Annotated in this window: 13 protein-coding genes; 3 read left to right on the top strand and 10 right to left on the bottom strand. The window is 66.5% G+C overall.

All coding sequences use genetic code 11. The annotated features are described in order from the left end of the window. The first annotated feature begins 526 nt into the window (after nucleotides 1-526). On the top strand, nucleotides 527-1,687 hold the full coding sequence (locus tag AKJ09_RS10075) for a hypothetical protein (protein WP_146646984.1): 1,161 nt from the start codon (nucleotides 527-529) through the stop codon (nucleotides 1,685-1,687). A gap of 22 nt (nucleotides 1,688-1,709) precedes the next feature. Here AKJ09_RS10075 and AKJ09_RS10080 read toward each other — a convergent pair whose 3' ends face one another. Next, nucleotides 1,710-2,072 (bottom strand): VOC family protein, encoded by a 363-nt coding sequence (locus AKJ09_RS10080; protein WP_146646985.1) that lies wholly within the window; start codon nucleotides 2,070-2,072, stop codon nucleotides 1,710-1,712. Continuing rightward, complete coding sequence (locus AKJ09_RS10085; RefSeq protein ID WP_146646986.1) at nucleotides 2,072-3,151, bottom strand: zinc-binding dehydrogenase; 1,080 nt, start codon at nucleotides 3,149-3,151, stop codon at nucleotides 2,072-2,074. The genes AKJ09_RS10080 and AKJ09_RS10085 overlap by 1 nt, the downstream gene beginning before the upstream one ends. A gap of 74 nt (nucleotides 3,152-3,225) precedes the next feature. Here AKJ09_RS10085 and AKJ09_RS10090 point away from each other — a divergent pair, with 74 nt between their 5' ends. Further along, nucleotides 3,226-4,014 (top strand): helix-turn-helix transcriptional regulator, encoded by a 789-nt coding sequence (locus AKJ09_RS10090; RefSeq protein WP_146646987.1) that lies wholly within the window; start codon nucleotides 3,226-3,228, stop codon nucleotides 4,012-4,014. A 91-nt stretch (nucleotides 4,015-4,105) separates the two neighbouring features. Here AKJ09_RS10090 and AKJ09_RS10095 read toward each other — a convergent pair whose 3' ends face one another. The 8 genes from AKJ09_RS10095 to AKJ09_RS10130 all read right to left on the bottom strand — a co-directional run bounded on the left by AKJ09_RS10095 (nucleotide 4,106) and on the right by AKJ09_RS10130 (nucleotide 13,711). Beyond that, a complete protein-coding gene (locus AKJ09_RS10095) occupies nucleotides 4,106-5,911 on the bottom strand; it encodes an IgGFc-binding protein (protein WP_146646988.1) in 1,806 nt (601 codons plus the stop codon). Between the two features lie 12 nt (nucleotides 5,912-5,923). Then, a complete protein-coding gene (locus AKJ09_RS10100) occupies nucleotides 5,924-7,390 on the bottom strand; it encodes an RCC1 domain-containing protein (RefSeq protein ID WP_146646989.1) in 1,467 nt (488 codons plus the stop codon). After that, nucleotides 7,387-8,643 (bottom strand): hypothetical protein, encoded by a 1,257-nt coding sequence (locus tag AKJ09_RS10105; protein WP_146646990.1) that lies wholly within the window; start codon nucleotides 8,641-8,643, stop codon nucleotides 7,387-7,389. The genes AKJ09_RS10100 and AKJ09_RS10105 overlap by 4 nt, the downstream gene beginning before the upstream one ends. After that, nucleotides 8,640-9,860 (bottom strand): beta propeller repeat protein, encoded by a 1,221-nt coding sequence (locus tag AKJ09_RS10110; protein ID WP_146646991.1) that lies wholly within the window; start codon nucleotides 9,858-9,860, stop codon nucleotides 8,640-8,642. Before AKJ09_RS10110 ends, AKJ09_RS10105 begins: the two co-directional genes overlap by 4 nt. Next, nucleotides 9,857-11,050 carry a hypothetical protein gene (locus tag AKJ09_RS10115; RefSeq protein WP_146646992.1) on the bottom strand — a complete coding sequence of 398 codons (1,194 nt, stop codon included), beginning with the start codon at nucleotides 11,048-11,050 and terminating at the stop codon, nucleotides 9,857-9,859. The genes AKJ09_RS10110 and AKJ09_RS10115 overlap by 4 nt, the downstream gene beginning before the upstream one ends. Continuing rightward, on the bottom strand, nucleotides 11,047-11,700 hold the full coding sequence (locus tag AKJ09_RS10120) for a tetratricopeptide repeat protein (protein ID WP_146646993.1): 654 nt from the start codon (nucleotides 11,698-11,700) through the stop codon (nucleotides 11,047-11,049). Before AKJ09_RS10120 ends, AKJ09_RS10115 begins: the two co-directional genes overlap by 4 nt. A 230-nt stretch (nucleotides 11,701-11,930) precedes the next feature. Continuing rightward, nucleotides 11,931-12,497 (bottom strand): RNA polymerase sigma factor, encoded by a 567-nt coding sequence (locus AKJ09_RS10125; protein WP_205633666.1) that lies wholly within the window; start codon nucleotides 12,495-12,497, stop codon nucleotides 11,931-11,933. Between the two features lie 137 nt (nucleotides 12,498-12,634). Next, the gene (locus tag AKJ09_RS10130) at nucleotides 12,635-13,711 is read right to left on the bottom strand and encodes a hypothetical protein (protein WP_146646995.1); all 1,077 of its coding nucleotides are present in this window, start codon (nucleotides 13,709-13,711) and stop codon (nucleotides 12,635-12,637) included. A 199-nt stretch (nucleotides 13,712-13,910) separates the two neighbouring features. Here AKJ09_RS10130 and AKJ09_RS10135 point away from each other — a divergent pair, with 199 nt between their 5' ends. Further along, entirely contained in the window at nucleotides 13,911-14,519 is a 609-nt protein-coding gene (locus AKJ09_RS10135; RefSeq protein ID WP_146646996.1) for an isochorismatase family protein, read from the top strand. Nucleotides 14,520-14,599 lie beyond the last annotated feature (80 nt).

Raw genomic sequence — 14,599 nt, forward strand, 5'->3', positions numbered from 1 at the left:
GCGGATGCGCGTACCTCCGCGCGACGAAAATGAAGGCGCCAAAAGAAATGTAGTCAGCCGTGCGGACAGACGCACCGGCCTTCGAGGCCCGTGCGCACCGGGTCACCAATTTTGCGCGCCTTTCACGCGTCCCTCACCGCCTCGCGGATGAGCCTTCGCTGACGCGCTGCGTTCGAGGAACGTCCCAGGCGACACGCCGACGAGTGGCGTCTCGTCGAAGGCGCCGAATCTCATGACTCGGCGGGATTGATCAAATGCATCATACACACAAATCCGCTTCGACGTGGCCATCGGAGTGACGTGCGCACCGACGCCGAGCGCGAACGAAGACCTCCCCTCTGCTCTCGGAGTTTTGCCCTTCGCGCCAGCCGGATCGTGAGCGACGGAGCGGAACCGAGGCATCCGTATTTCCCCGCGGGGTAAGGGACTCAGGGGATCGCTTCACCCAGCTTCATCGGGCTCGCAGAGAATCGGCGGACGATCCGCGGCTGCCGAGGCGGCGCGCCCATTGCATGACATTGTCCCCATGCGCCCCTCTTCATGCATCGCCTCCGCCATCGTGATGCTCGGAACGACCTCGATGGCGTGCTCGAACGCGGACGACTCGGCGAACTCCTCGGCGTCAGCCGTCGAATCCCAAGCGGATGGTCGGCTCTCCGCGATCGCCAACGTGAACGATGGATTCAGCAGGTCCGGTTGCGCGCTGGCGCTGATCGAACCGCAGCTCGCCATCACGTCCGCCGAGTGCGCTCGGGCGTCCATCGAGGCCGACGAGGTCGATCCGGAGAACGGCAACCGGTACTACGTCGAGTTCCAATACGGCGCTCCCGACTACATCCTCGGGCGAGGGATCCAGCACCCGCTCTACAAGCCGTCGCCGGCAAGCGAGATCCCGAACGAGCACAACATCGCGCTCGTCGCGTTGACCAAGCGCGTGCCGAACATCGCGCCACTCGGGCTCGGGGCGTTCTCGCGCGCGGCGTCGATGGTCGTTGCCGAGTACGATATCAGCGGCCCCGCGAGCTCGGTGACCGCCGAGAAGAAGATCGGCAGCGTGGCGGTGACGTCGGTCGATTCGCAGCTCGTCGCGACGACACTCTCGAGCTGCTCCTACGGAAGCCCGCTTCTTGTAGGCAACACCGTCGTCGGTATCACGCCTTGCTGGGACGAGGGGAAAGCCACGTTCGTACGACTCGACGCCGAATCCCAATTCATCGCGGCCGCCAAGAGCTGCATCGCCGACAAGGCGCCCAACAAATGCACGGCCGCGAAGATGGGCATCGCGCCGGTGGATTACCTCGTCGGCATCTACAAGAACGAGCACCGAGTCACCGAGCACGCCGTCGATGTTCGACGCGATCCGCTCATCCCCGGCGCGGCCGACCCGCGCGAGTCATTCCGCGAGCTCTCGCTCGACGAGAGCGGAACCTTCACCGCCAGTCTCCATCAGCCCCAATCGGGCGCGGAAGGCGATCTCGGCTACCTCGACGTGAAGGGCACCTGGAAGCGACAAGGCGACGGGCGCTTCACGCTGACGTATTCCGCGCTCAATGCGGCTCGTACGATGACAACGTGGCACGACACCTTCGTCGTGAAGCCCACCGTCGTGGCAAACTTGTTCGAGATGGCCTACGTCGACCCCGCAACGGACCAATCGACGGGGTCGTTCCAGATCTCGAAGTATTGAAAGCCGCGCTCGGCGCCTCGAACTAAGTCGCGGCCTCGAAGTACTCGACGACGAGTCCATCACGGTGACGCACCGTAGCGTTCCGGCCTCCGACGATCGTGCGCGGGCCGTGGAGCGTCGTCGCGCCCTCGGCGGGTAGCCATGACAGGAACTCGTCGAGCGAGTCGACCCAGAAGATCGCGATCACTTCGCGCACCGGCGCCAGCACCTCGTCGGGCCCGGCGAGGACGAGGAAGCTCCCCACCTTCGCCGCAACGACGCCGGTTTCCGGGATCGGAATCCGGCGGTCGCAATTCGTATTCTGGGCACGCTCGTAGAAGGCAATCTGCCGTTCGAGATCGTCGGGACGGCAATACACGCGAAAACCGGCTTCGAGAATTTTCATCACTTGGCTCCGTGGTCGAGGGCGACACACTCGAGACCCGACGCGCGCGCAGCGGCGTCCATCGCGCTCGGCAGCTCGGCGAGCGGGTAGGTCCGCACAGTGATCGCCCGGGGATCGAGGAGACCGCCGCGGACGAGCGCGAGGAGGCGCAGGTACGCGTCGGCCGGATACATGAATTGGCCGAGGATCTCCCAGCCGTTCATCATCAATTCGAGATACGAGAGCGGCAGCGGAACGGTCATGCTGCCCATCAGGACGAGCCGGCCGCGCTGGCGGAGGCTCCGAAGCGCGGCGAGAGTCGCGTTCGGATCGCGCGCCGCGCCGACCATGTCGAACGCGAGGTGGGCGCCGCCACCTGCCGCCTCGCGGAGTGCCTTCGTGTCCGCCGCGAGGTCACCGCAGAGCCCGACTGGAACCACGCGCTCCTTCCCGAGCCGAACGAGTTGCGCGAGTGCGTCCTGGTTTCGGCCCGCCGCAACGACGCGCTCGGCGCCGAGGGCGAGCGCGAGGAGAGACGCGGCGCTCCCGTACGCCCCGGTGGCGCCGACGACGACCACCGTTTCGCCCGGAGCGAGTCGGCCGCGGAGGAGACCGCCGTACGGCACGAGGTGGCGCATCGTCGTCGCGAGCTCGGTCGAAGTCACGTGATCGAGCCCGACGACCGGTGTGACGATGCTCTTCGGAAGCACGACCTCCTCCGCGAGTGTGCCGTCGGGAAACGAGGCCTGCATGGCCACGGCGACGTCGCCGACCGCGGTGACGCCGAGGAGAAACTGCCCGCGCTCCTCCACGTTCTCGTCGGCGACGACGTGCGCCGAGATCGCGACGCGCTGGCCGGGCTGGAGGTGCCACACGTCGCGGCCGACCGCGGTGATCATACCGATCCCATTGCCGCCCGGGATGAACGGCTCCTTCGGCGCGTTGTAGATCGGGAGCTTCCCCGCAACGTAGTCGCGCATGTACGACATGAGGACGGAGACCTCCATCCGCACCCGAACCGTGCCGGGCCGCACCTCCGGCGTCGGGAGGTCGACGAGGAAGAGCTGCCCACCGAGTTTCTCGAGCTTCCAGGCTTTCATGCCCACCAGCGTAAGCATTGCCGGGAAGACGGAGAACGGATTGACCTGTCCTAGGATAGTGCAATGCTACCGACGTGACGACGAGCGTTCATCAGCAGCTGGGTGAGCTCCTCCGGCGGCGCCGTGAGACCGCCGATCCCGTGGCGTTCGGCTTTCCGGGCGGGCGGCGGCGTACGCCGGGCCTGCGCCGGGAGGAGGTGGCGGAGCGCGCGGGAATCTCCGTCGATTGGCTCGTCCGGCTCGAACAGGGGCGGGAGTCGCTGCCGTCGCGGTCGACCGTCGATGCGCTCGCAAGCGCGCTCCGTCTCGGCGAGAACGATCACGCGCATCTCCTGCGGCTGGCCCTCGGTACATCGACGCCGGACAGGTCGTGGAAGCGCGAGACGGTGCCGCCGCACCTCGCAGCGCTCGTCCGCGACCTCGCGACGCCCGCGTACGTCCTTGGAGCGCGTAGCGATCTGCTCGTGTGGAACGACGCGGCGGTCGACCTGTTCCGTGATTTCTCGAAGGTGCCCGTCGCCGAGCGCAACACGCTCCTCCAGCTCTTCGTCTCTCCCGAGGTGCGGGCGCGCTACCCGCGGTGGGAGGAGGAGGCGCGCGGCGCGCTCGAGAGCTTCCGTATCACCTACGACCTCCGGTCCCACGTGCCAGAGTTCCAGGCGCTCGTCGATCGGCTCATCCGCGAGAGCCGCGAGTTCGCACGCTGGTGGAAGGCGCACGAGATCCGGCCGAAGCCGTCAGGCAAGAAGATGATGGTCCATCCGCGGCTCGGCCGCGTTCGGATGACGTACTCGACGTTCCAGTCGAACGACGACCCCGATCTCCGGCTCGTGCTCTACGGAACGCCGACGCCGGTGCGCTGACGCTTCGTCGCGTTCGACATCGATTCAGTGAACGTACTCGAGCCGCCGCGGCCCACGTCATCGCGGCGGCTCGGTCGACCGACGTCCTTCGTCAGTGAATGGTCGGGGGCGGTGCGTCGTTGACCGGTCGCGATCCCATGCCTCCCGCGAAGCCGTAGCTCGCGTCCTTGCCGATTCCCCAGACCGTGACCGAAAAGGGGCCGTCGCTCGAAGCTTCGTGACGACCGTATCCGCACGTGCCGCTGCCGAACTTCTGCGGCACGGCGCCTGCCGTGAGACGCATCCAGGTGTACTCGTACTCGCCGGACGCGCCGAGCGGCTGCCAGCCGGTGATCTCGCCGGCGCATTCGAGCGTCACCGGCTTGAAGCTCCCGGCCGTCTTGCGTCGCACGAGCGTGAGCGAGGTCTCGGGGAACGTGTAGTCGGTAAAGAAGATGTAGTGGTCGAGGAACTGATCCGACGGCGCCATGCTCACGAAGTCCGGGTCGCCGAGCACCTTGCCGGCCCCCGGCGTGCCACCGCCCCCCATCGAACCGGTCATGTACACCGAGACGTGGAACGGATGTTTCGAGTCCTGACTCTTCACCGTGGCGACGGCGTCCGTCTGGAAGGTCACGATCTGACCGGCAGACAGGGTGTCCGGCGCGCCCGGCGGCTTCACCGGATCGTAGGTCAGCACCGTGCCGTCGGCCGCGCCGACGAACGTCCACGGAACGATCTCGCGTATCGTTCCCTCCACCGCGGCGATCCGCGAGAGGTAGGGAACGAGCGCGTAGGACGTACCCCACTGGCTGAAGGGAGCGATCTGCTGCTGGGTCAGATCGCAATACTCGACGTCGGCGGGGAGGAACGTGCACGGCGAGCCACCGAACACCCCAACCGGCTTGTTCGCGACAACGGGACTGCCGGAGATCGGAGTGGGCTGCGTGATCTGCAGAACCTGCCCCTTGGAGAGCGCCCACTTCACGATCTCGCCGGTGACGCCCGGCGCCACCTGGTCTCCTTGCGAGATATCGGCGGTCGGTCGCATCGATATTTCGGTATTGTCTTCGTTCGCGACGATCTGCAGCGTTCGACGACTGAGGTTCACTTGCGAGACCTTGCCGAAGACCGCCGGCGCGACCGCGATGTAGCTCGTGTCCCACGCCGTGACGGGCAGAAGAAGCGTCGCAGTTGGGAACTGACTCGATGCGCCGCCGTACGGGAAGATCGAATAGGCGGCGATCGGCGCGTTGGTCGCGAGGTGGAAAGCCTTCGTTTTGGCCGTGCCGTGACGCAGCGGATCGATCTTCAGCGCGGGGACGACGCTGTCCGGGCAGGCCGTCGCCGACTTGTTGAGGGGATGCTCCGCCGCTGCCAGAAAGACGACGGCGACCTGTCCCGGCAAGAGCGCGCCGGTCACCTGGGTGTACTTGGGCTCGGCGTTCGGATCCGGCCGTTCGACCGTGTAGATGGACTTCGATATATCCAAAGAATCGGAGCCGTATTCGGCAGTGATGTCGACAGGGACGTCGAACGTGTTCGCGACCATCGCGGCGAAACACGAGCCCGCGCCGTAATCGCTGTCGTCCGGCGGAAGAGTCCAAAAGGAGCAACCGAGCGATCCCTTGGACAAGGCCGCGCTCGCGCAGGCGTCGACGCACGAGTCGACACCGCAACCTTGGCCCGCAGGACACTCGGCCACGACCTCAACGTCGTCGTCGCAGCCCTTGAGCACCTTCTTCAGATCGCGCGAGCACCGAAAGCCACACTGCGGATCCCTCCCGGCTTCTCCGCCGTCGACAGCGAACGGGGGCGGCTGCTCGTCGGTGAAGTCGTCGCGGGTAGAGCCGCACGCGCCGAGGAAAGACACTCCCAGGGCAGTGAAGGCGAAGATCGAAGCAACAAGGCGAGTCATGAATCGACCTCTCTAAAAAGCGACCTTCACGGGAGAAGGATGGTTCGCGCTGTCGCGGCTCCACCCCAGCTCTCCCTTTTCGTTGCTGCCCCAGCACTCGACGGTGCCATCTTGGACGAGGGCGCAGACTGCACGATCCGTCGTCGCCACTTGCACCGCGTAATGCGTGAACGCGTCGGCCTTCGTGAAGGACGTGGCGAGGGTGATCATGCTGCCCTTGCCGAGCCTTCCTTTCGCGTCACTCCCACAACAGTGAACGCTGCCGTCGGTCATGCGCGCGCAGGTGATCTCGTCACCGACCGCGAGCTGCTGAGGCCACGTCTTCACCTTGTCGGGGAAGGGCGCGTGGGCCGGCTCCTGTTCTTTGTCGGGGAACCCCGTGCCGAGCGCGCCGGTGTAGCTTCGGCCCCAGCAGTAGACCTCGCCGTTTGCGAGCGCGCAGGCGTGGGCACGCGGCGGAGGCTGCGGAGGCGGAGGGAACGAGGGGTCGTCAGGATAGGGATGAAGCCACACGCTCGCGGCGAGACTGGTCACCTTCTCGAGCGATGCGAGCCGCTTCGGTGTGGCGCTCGAGGGCACGGAGCCCACCCGGCCCGCAACCGTTCCGTAGTCGCCGCCGATGGCGCCCCAGCTCCACACCTCGCCCTCGGCGTTGACACCGAGCACGCTGTAATCGCTCATCGCGACGTGCGCGAGAGTGAGCGGCTCGATCGCGGCGACACCTGGACCGCGCGGGTCGGGTGACTCGCCCGGTCTTGCGAGCTGCGCTTGCTCGTTCCGTCCCCAGCACGACAGTTGGCCCGAACCAAGAACGGCGCAGGCGATGCCCTGCCCCACGTCGACCCGCTTCGCCGTGGACGCGAGTGCTACGACGGAAGGCGTCGGATGGGGATCGGAGTCGGCGACGGGCGGGTCGATCGCGAGCCCGAGCTGCGCTGCGCGGTTATCGCCCCAGCACTTGACGCTGCCGTCTTCGAGCCGGGCGCAGGTCGTGGCGCCCGCGGCGCTGAGCTGGGCGACGTTGGAGAGATCTGCGATGGCGTGAACCGTCGACGTGGCGTCGGGACTGCCAGCATCCGGAATGGGCTCGCCCGTGTCCGGTTCGGGCATCGTGCCTAGCACTCCCCAAGCGTCACTTCCCCAGCACCGCACGGTGCCGTCGTTCATGCGCGCACAGAAGTGATCGCTTCCGGCGACGATCTGCGTCGCGCACGGCGAGCCGTCACACGCGACCGGCACGTCGGCCGGGTCGTAGGGTCCGCGAGCGTCCGGATCCCCTGCATCCTTCGAGCTGTCCGGCGCGCTCGGAGCATCGGGCGCGGCGTCCGGCTCGGAGATCACGCCGCCTTCGTTCTTTGCATCGTCGGCGCACGCGACCGAGAAGATGCTCGCCGCTACTCCGAGAATGCTCGCCACCACGAGCACCGAGCGGAGACGAGGCGTGTGCGAGGTCGAAGAATCGTTTCGAACCGAGCTCACTGCGCTCCTCCATTGCCGTGATCAACCGTGGCCTTCGTGGGGTCGTAGCGAAGGGCCATGCCGTGGCCAACGACCCAGACCTCGGTCGTCCCGTGACACCACACGCCGTAGAAGTTCTCCGTGATCGGAAACTTGGTCGTGGTCATCGCGGTTGGTACCCACTGCGCCCCTTGCACGTGACGCGCTCGTCCGTATTCGCCGACGGCCCAGAAAGCGCCCTCCCCGCTGCCGGCGAACGCCGTGAGCGAAGGGTCCGTCAGGTCGCCATCATGGTGGTAGGTCCACGTGAACGTCTTGCCGTGGTCCGTCGTCGTTCCCTTCCACGCGCCGGGAACCGAGCTGTGCCCGAGCACCCACGCGGTTCCCGTCGTATCGGCCACGGCGCCGCCGACGACGGACTGGAGCCGATTGGATGGGGCGCTCTCGTCGGGATCGGCAGGAAGTGCCTCGGCGGTGAATGCGGCCGCTCCGCTCGCTTTGCGGAGAACAACGGGTTCGAGGACCCAAGGCATCTCGGCCATCGGGCGCAACGCGACGAACCAGAGTCCGCTTTCGGGACTGCCCCAAACGTTCGTGATCGTCGCGAGGTCCGGCTCGGTCGAGATCGGATCGAGCGTCCATCCCGGTCCAGCGTTGCCCGCGGCGTAGTGATAGGCGCGCGGCAGCGTGGTGAAGCCGTCCACGTCGAGCACGGATCCCACAGCCCAAACATCGGTGCCCGAGGTTCCCCAGATCGAAGAGACGGTCACGCCGTCTTCCGGGAGCGGGCTCGGTGCAAACGTCAGCGCGGTCGAACTCGCGCCCGTCCCGTGCAGAAGACCGCGTTCACCGGCGATCCAGATATCGGTGGCGGAGCTTCCCCAGATCTTGCCGAGCGCTCCGAGAGCCGAGGTGTGCACGTGCCACGCGGTGCCGTCCCAGCGAAGGACACTTCCCTCGGCCGTCACCGCCCAGACGACGCCGGTGCCATCACCCCAGACGCCGGTGAGCGTCGAAGAACCATCCGGCAGTACCGTCGGGCAGAAGCCAAACGTCGAACACTCGCGCGGAGCTGCATCGGCGTCGACGGGCACGGCCCCGTCGCTGCCCGCGTCACTGCCGGTCTCATCGCCCGGCGGAACCGAAGCATCACCCGTCTCGGCGGGTTGGGCGCTGAACGAGTCGGTGGAATTGGCACACGCCGAAGCGCCGGCGGCGCCCAGGAATGCGAGCCCGAACCCAAACATCCCCGCTCGTCGAATGGCGTGCTTCATTGGCCGCCTCCGGTGCTGTGGAGGACAATCCCGTCACCGACGATCCACACGTCGGCAGAACCCGTGCCCCAAACACCGTAGAGATGAGGCTTCTTCTTGTTGACCGGAAACGCGGCCACGAGCGGTGACCATGCAGTCCCGTCCCAGTGCAGGATCGTTCCCGAGTTGCCGACCGCCCAGACGTTCTTCGGACCCGTCCCCCAAACGGCGTGGAGCGTTTCGCGCGTGGGCGAGTCGACGACGGACCAATCGTCGCCGCTGCTCCCAAGGTGGCGAATGGCTCCTGCTTCACCGACGGTCCAGACGTCGCTCGCCGAGCTGCCCCAGATCCCGAGGAGCGTGGCGGAGGCGCGGCTGTCGACGTCGGCCCAGACAAAGTCCGTGCTGCCACTGCGCGTTCCGTGCAGGGTCTGGCCGAATTGCCATCCGGTGGAGGAGCTGTTGTCCGCGACGATCCAGATGTCGTCGGGGGACGAGCCCCAGATCCCGTTGATCGTGCCGAAACCTTCCACGCGCGACCATTCGAAGCCCGCGTTCGAAGGCTTCTTGACGAGCTGATTGCCTTGCGTGAGCGTCCCCGGAAGTTCCAACGTGCAGGGCGCTCCACCGAAGCGGAAGTCGTCGGCGCTCGTGCCCCAGGCGGCGTAGATTGGCGCCTTGGCGTACTCACTGCCCGTGGCGTTCGGTGCACGGACCCACGTAACGGTCCCATTCTTGAACCCGTCGCTGTGGAAGATCACGTCCGTTGCGCTCGCGAGCCAGACGTCGTTCGGACCACTTCCCCAGAGCGCGTGAAACGTATTCTTGATGGGCAGTGTCGTCTCCGTCGGCACGGGGGTCGATACCCACGTAGCGCCGTCCCAGTGGAGAACGGTGCCTCCAGAACCGGAGGCCCAGACGTCGTTCTTGCTCGATCCCCACACGGCAGTGAGCGTTAAGGCGGTGCTCAGGTTCGTGGGCGACGGGCAAAACGCGGCTTCGTCACAGCCGACGGGCTTCGTCACGCAGTTCGGATCCGACGGATCGCAACCGCCGTCGGTGGTCGCTCCGGCGTCGCCGCCGTCGACCGACCCCGCCTCGGGCACCTTCGTCGGATCGCGGTCCGAGCTACCGCCTCCGCCGTCGGTCGTTGCACAGCTCGCGAGTGCCCAGGGGAGCGCACCGACGAGGATGGCGCCAAAGGCGAGAGTCGTCGCGGTGAGTCGTGAGGAGCTCAATTGGTCGTCCCCGGGTCGCATTCCTTCATGAGGCACTTCCCTTCGATACAGGGCTGTCCTGCCGAGAGATCGCAGGCGTTCCCGCACACACCGCAGTTGCCGGGGTGAGTGCTCAGGTTCGTCTCGCATCCGTCCGTCGGATCGCCGTTGCAGTCACCGAACCCCGGATTGCACTCGTAGAGACACACGCCCTTCGAGCACGAGGCCGTCTCGTTCGCGCCCGCCTTCCGGCAGCCCGCGCCGCACGCGCCGCAGTTGAAAACGTCAGTCAGGAGGTCGATGCACTTGTCACCGCAGAGCACCCTGCCGAAACGCTCGCAGGGTACGGCGCACTCGAGCCCGTTCCCCTCGTCGACGCACTCTTCGTGGGGTTTGGTGCACGCGATCCCGCAGCCGCCGCAATTTTCTTTCGTGTCGATGGCGACCTCGCAACCGTCACCACCGCATGCGCTCTGGCCAACGTCGCCGTTGCAGTCGGCATAGCCAGGCCGGCACGTCTTGATTCCACACTTGCTCTCGACGCAGCTGTATTTCGTATTCGGCTGAAGCGGACTACAGGCGTCGTCGGGATTCTTGCAGCGGTTCCCGCAGGCGCCGCAATTGTAGTCGTCCGAGCTTGCGTCGATGCACTCGTCGTAGCATTGGATGAGGCCCGGAGGGCAGCCACACCTTCCCTTGATGCACACGACTCCATCACCGCACGCGTTCCCGCACACTCCGCAATTGTTCGGGTCCGTCAGGACGTCGACCTCGCAGCCGTCGTCGACGAGCCCGTTGCAGTTGCGCCGGTCCGAACCGAACTCGTTGTAACAGGAGAGCTCGCAGGCCCCGTTGAAGCACCGCGACGTCATGTAGACGCGCTTGTACTCGCCACACTGGTTTCCGCACGCTCCGCAGTTGTCGTTGTCGCGGAGGAGATCCGTCCCGCACTTGTACGTGGGCTTTCCCTCCGAGATGCACGTGGCCCACGGCGCAGGGCACTCCGTGCCGATGCACTGGAGTAGACCGTCGGCATCGTCGCCGAGCGATGCATCGTTGCTCGTCGGATCCGTGAAGGTCGGTCCTCCTGCGTCGCCGTTACAGAAGCCCGTCGCGCAATCGATTCCGATCGAGCGGCTCTCGGAGCCCGCACACGCCACGACGACGACTGCCGAGAGGCAGCCGAAAACGATTCCGGAGAGATTTTTCATGGAGCTTGCTCGGGAACTTCGTTGAGCGTGCCGGGCGGTGTTTTCTTCGGCGCGGACGATGACGTCGACGAAGGCGAAGCCGCCTCGTAGCCGCAGTTCGACTCGACGCGCCTGCGGAGCGAGCTGTCCGGATGTGTCGCGAGAAACGCCGACGACTCACGAGCTTCCTCGCGACGTCCCATGTGACAGAGGACGACGATCCGCTCGACGGTGCGTTCGACGGCGAGCACGCCGTGCGGAAATTCGCGTGCGTGCTGATCGAGCAGGCGAAGCGCCTCGGCCCACTGCCCATCGTTGCGCGCTCGGTTCGCCTGGCGCCAGAGGTTCGTCTCGCGCTCGAGCGCGTCCGAGTCCGAGGGCGCGGCCGCTACTGCTTTCGGCGTTTGGTTCGACGCTACGCGGGGCGGCTCGGCTCGCTTGGCGGAAACGGCGACGGAAGGCAGCGAGCTGACGCTGACGCTCGCGCCGAGAGCGGGCTCATGGGCCGGCACGGGCGCGGTCGATGCGATGGACGTCGGGAGCGGCGCAGCGAGGTCCTCGGAAGGTTCGGCCTGCAAAGCAACGGATGGCGGAGGCAGAGCTCCGGGACTCACGGTCTCGTGACTCTTCGAGTCCTCCCTTCCCTCGTAGATCGCGAGGGTAAGGGCCATGCCGGCCAGGGCGAGTACGCCGGTGCCGAGCCATCCCCACCGTCGAAACGAGCTCAGGGAAAAACCGCGCCCCGAAGACGGTCGCGCTGAGGGCGAGGCCTGAGCGCTCGCCCCGGAGGCCGCGAGACGGGCTTGGATCTTGGCCTGCAAACGCTCGCGGTCCGCCTGTGTCGGCCGGTATCTCTCCGAAAGAGGCTCAAAGAGATCGTCAATCATCGGTTTGTGACGTTTCACTTCAGCCTCCATCCGTCGCGCGCACGATGACGAACGAGGGATGCCTGGATTTGCTCGCGTGCCGCGCGAAGCCGAGCCGCCACCGTGTTGCGGTTGACATCGAGGATGGCGGCAATCTCGCTCACGGATTGTTGTTCGAAGGCCGCGAGCACGAACACCGCCCGTCGTTCGGAATTGAGCTCGTCGAGCAGTCGTTCGAGGAGATCGACGTGCTCGTTCTTCTCGGCGGATGTGTCGGGGCCGGGCGTATTGGAATCGGGGAGCTGTTCGATGAGCTCGCGATCGCTCTCTTGCTTGGCGCCATGGCGACGGTGCGCTCGGTGATGGTGGAGCGTCGTGCGTACGACGATGGCGTAGAGCCAGCCGCGAAGGGCGTTTCGTGGCTCGTACCGAGGTAGGAGCTTGTGGATCGTCAGGAAGGCTTCCTGAACGACGTCGTCGATGGCGTGGTCCTTCACGCCAAGGCGGCGCGCGGTCTGCCAGACGTAGTCGAAGTGCTCGGCGTAGACCTCGTCGAACGTCGGCACGGCCAGGTCTTTGCCCACCCCGGGTTCCGCGTCCACCTCGACGACCGCCCCAAGTCTCACCCTCAAAGGTGCAGCTTCGCCCTCAGGGGAAGGCAGGGCCGTGGACGCGCGGAGGCGAGCGAGCATCTCCCCCACTCATTCCCAAGGCCATCCCGATCGTGTGTCGAAAACGTTCAGAAGATGTTTGCGCGAAGCCCCAGAGCAAGCCGGAGCGCAAGAACAGGCACTTCGTGCAGGGTCTGGTCTCCCGTGCTCGTCGTGAGAACGGCGCGCCGATCGGCAAGGGCGAACACGGCGTCGGCACGAGCGAAGAGAAAGGCCTGGTGAGTCAGTGTGTACTCGGCGAGCGCACCGGCGCGCACGGTCGGCCACGAAAGGGTTGAGCTCGACGGCACGCGAACGCCAATGCCTTCGAGAGTCATCCACGTCGCGTCGGCTCCCGCGCAGGCTCCGACCCGCCAAGGGCCGCGTGTCGGGGCGAAACACCCGAACGCTCCGAGATCGAAGAGTTGGAAGCGAGCGCCCGCGCCGGTGGCGGCCGAATAGGTTTCCCTGACAGGGGCGAAAAGCTCGCCACCGAGGCCCAGCTGCACGGGGCCGAACACGGCCATGAAGCGGGCTTCGACACCGAAGACCGGCGCGGGGAGTGTGCCCACGTCGAAGACCGCACCAGCACGCAGTCCAAACGGCTTCACGGGGGAGGCCGGCGAAGGTCGAGTCGAGGGGGCTGGCGGGGGACGTTGCGAAGTGGCGGAGGACGCCGGAAACATGGACGGAGCAGGAGCTTGGACCGGGGCACCATGCTCGAGGTCGCCGCCCGGCGGGAGTGGGGATGAGGAGGACGGAGGCGTCTGCGCGGCCGGCTCCCCCGCGCCGCGCGACGGATCCAAGGCGAGGGCGACGATGATGGCCGCGGCGTCGCCGAGCGCAGCACACGACGCCGATGTGGCCCTCCGGGTCTCGACCTCGCCACCGCGTCGAATCGTGATCGTCATCGCGTAGGCGTTCGTCTGCACGATCTTGGCGTCGACTTCGACGTGCGAAGCCTCCGCCATGTGCCCGCCTGCGATCTCTCCGACCCGCTCGAGAACGTGGGCGCGGCTGGGGCATTCGTCGGGCACGTTCCAGGTGAACGCGATGTCGGCCGGCTCAGCGTGCGCGAGCGACGCTCGACCGAACGTCAGCGCCGCGAGCGGCGCCACGAACGCGACGACGAGCGTGGCGGGGCAGAGGCGGTTCACCCGGAACAAGCAGAGCGAACGTACCGCTCACACGCAGCCCCACAAAGCGTCGTGCAGTTCCCACGCCTGAGGTGGACGGCGGCTCCAAGATGACCGGTCTGATTCTGGCAACCTCCGAAACTGGCTTCCGGGGTGTGTTCGGCGTTCACCGAAACACATCCGAACGACCCGCTCGAGGTCAGGCCCTTTCCGGAAAGGAGCATCGGCAATGGAACGCCTTACGCGCAAGAACACTGCGGTACTGCTCATCGACCATCAAGTTGGGCTCCTCACCGGAGTCCGCGACATGCCGCTCGGCGAGCTGAAGCACAACGTCGTTGCGCTCGCGAAAACGGCCATCGTCCTGGGAATGCCGATCATCGCGACCACGACGGCCCGTGACAGCATGTGGGGCCCGACGACGCCGGAGCTCGTCGCCGTCCTCGGCGATCGGCCGATCGTCGATCGCTCGACCGTCAACGCCTGGGACGAGCCGCGGTTCGTGCAGGCGGTCGAAGCGACGGGACGCAAGAACCTGATCGTCGCAGGACTGTCCCTCGAGGTTTGCGCGTCGCTGCCGTCTTTCTCGGCATTGCAGGCGGGGTACCGGCCCTATGTCGCCATCGACGCAAGTGGCACCTTCGGTCCGGCAAAACGCGAGGCGGGTGTTGCGCGCCTCGCGCAATCGGGAGTCGTCGTCTCCGACTACGCGACGTTGATGGTGGAGATCCTGGCGGACAACGCCGACCCGCTGGCGGGCAAGGTCTACGCCGCTCTCGACATGCCGTTCGCGACGCTCATGGGTCAAGTCGCGTCGGCGCTCACGCAACCGAAGTAGTCCTGGGCGTGCAGATGGTCCGGAGCGCGGCGGTGACGACATCGACCTGTCGCCTCCGCCGCGCATCACGAAACGTGGAC

The sequence above is a fragment of the Labilithrix luteola genome, from assembly GCF_001263205.1.
GTDB classification, from domain to species: Bacteria; Myxococcota_A; Polyangia; order Polyangiales; family Polyangiaceae; genus Labilithrix; species Labilithrix luteola.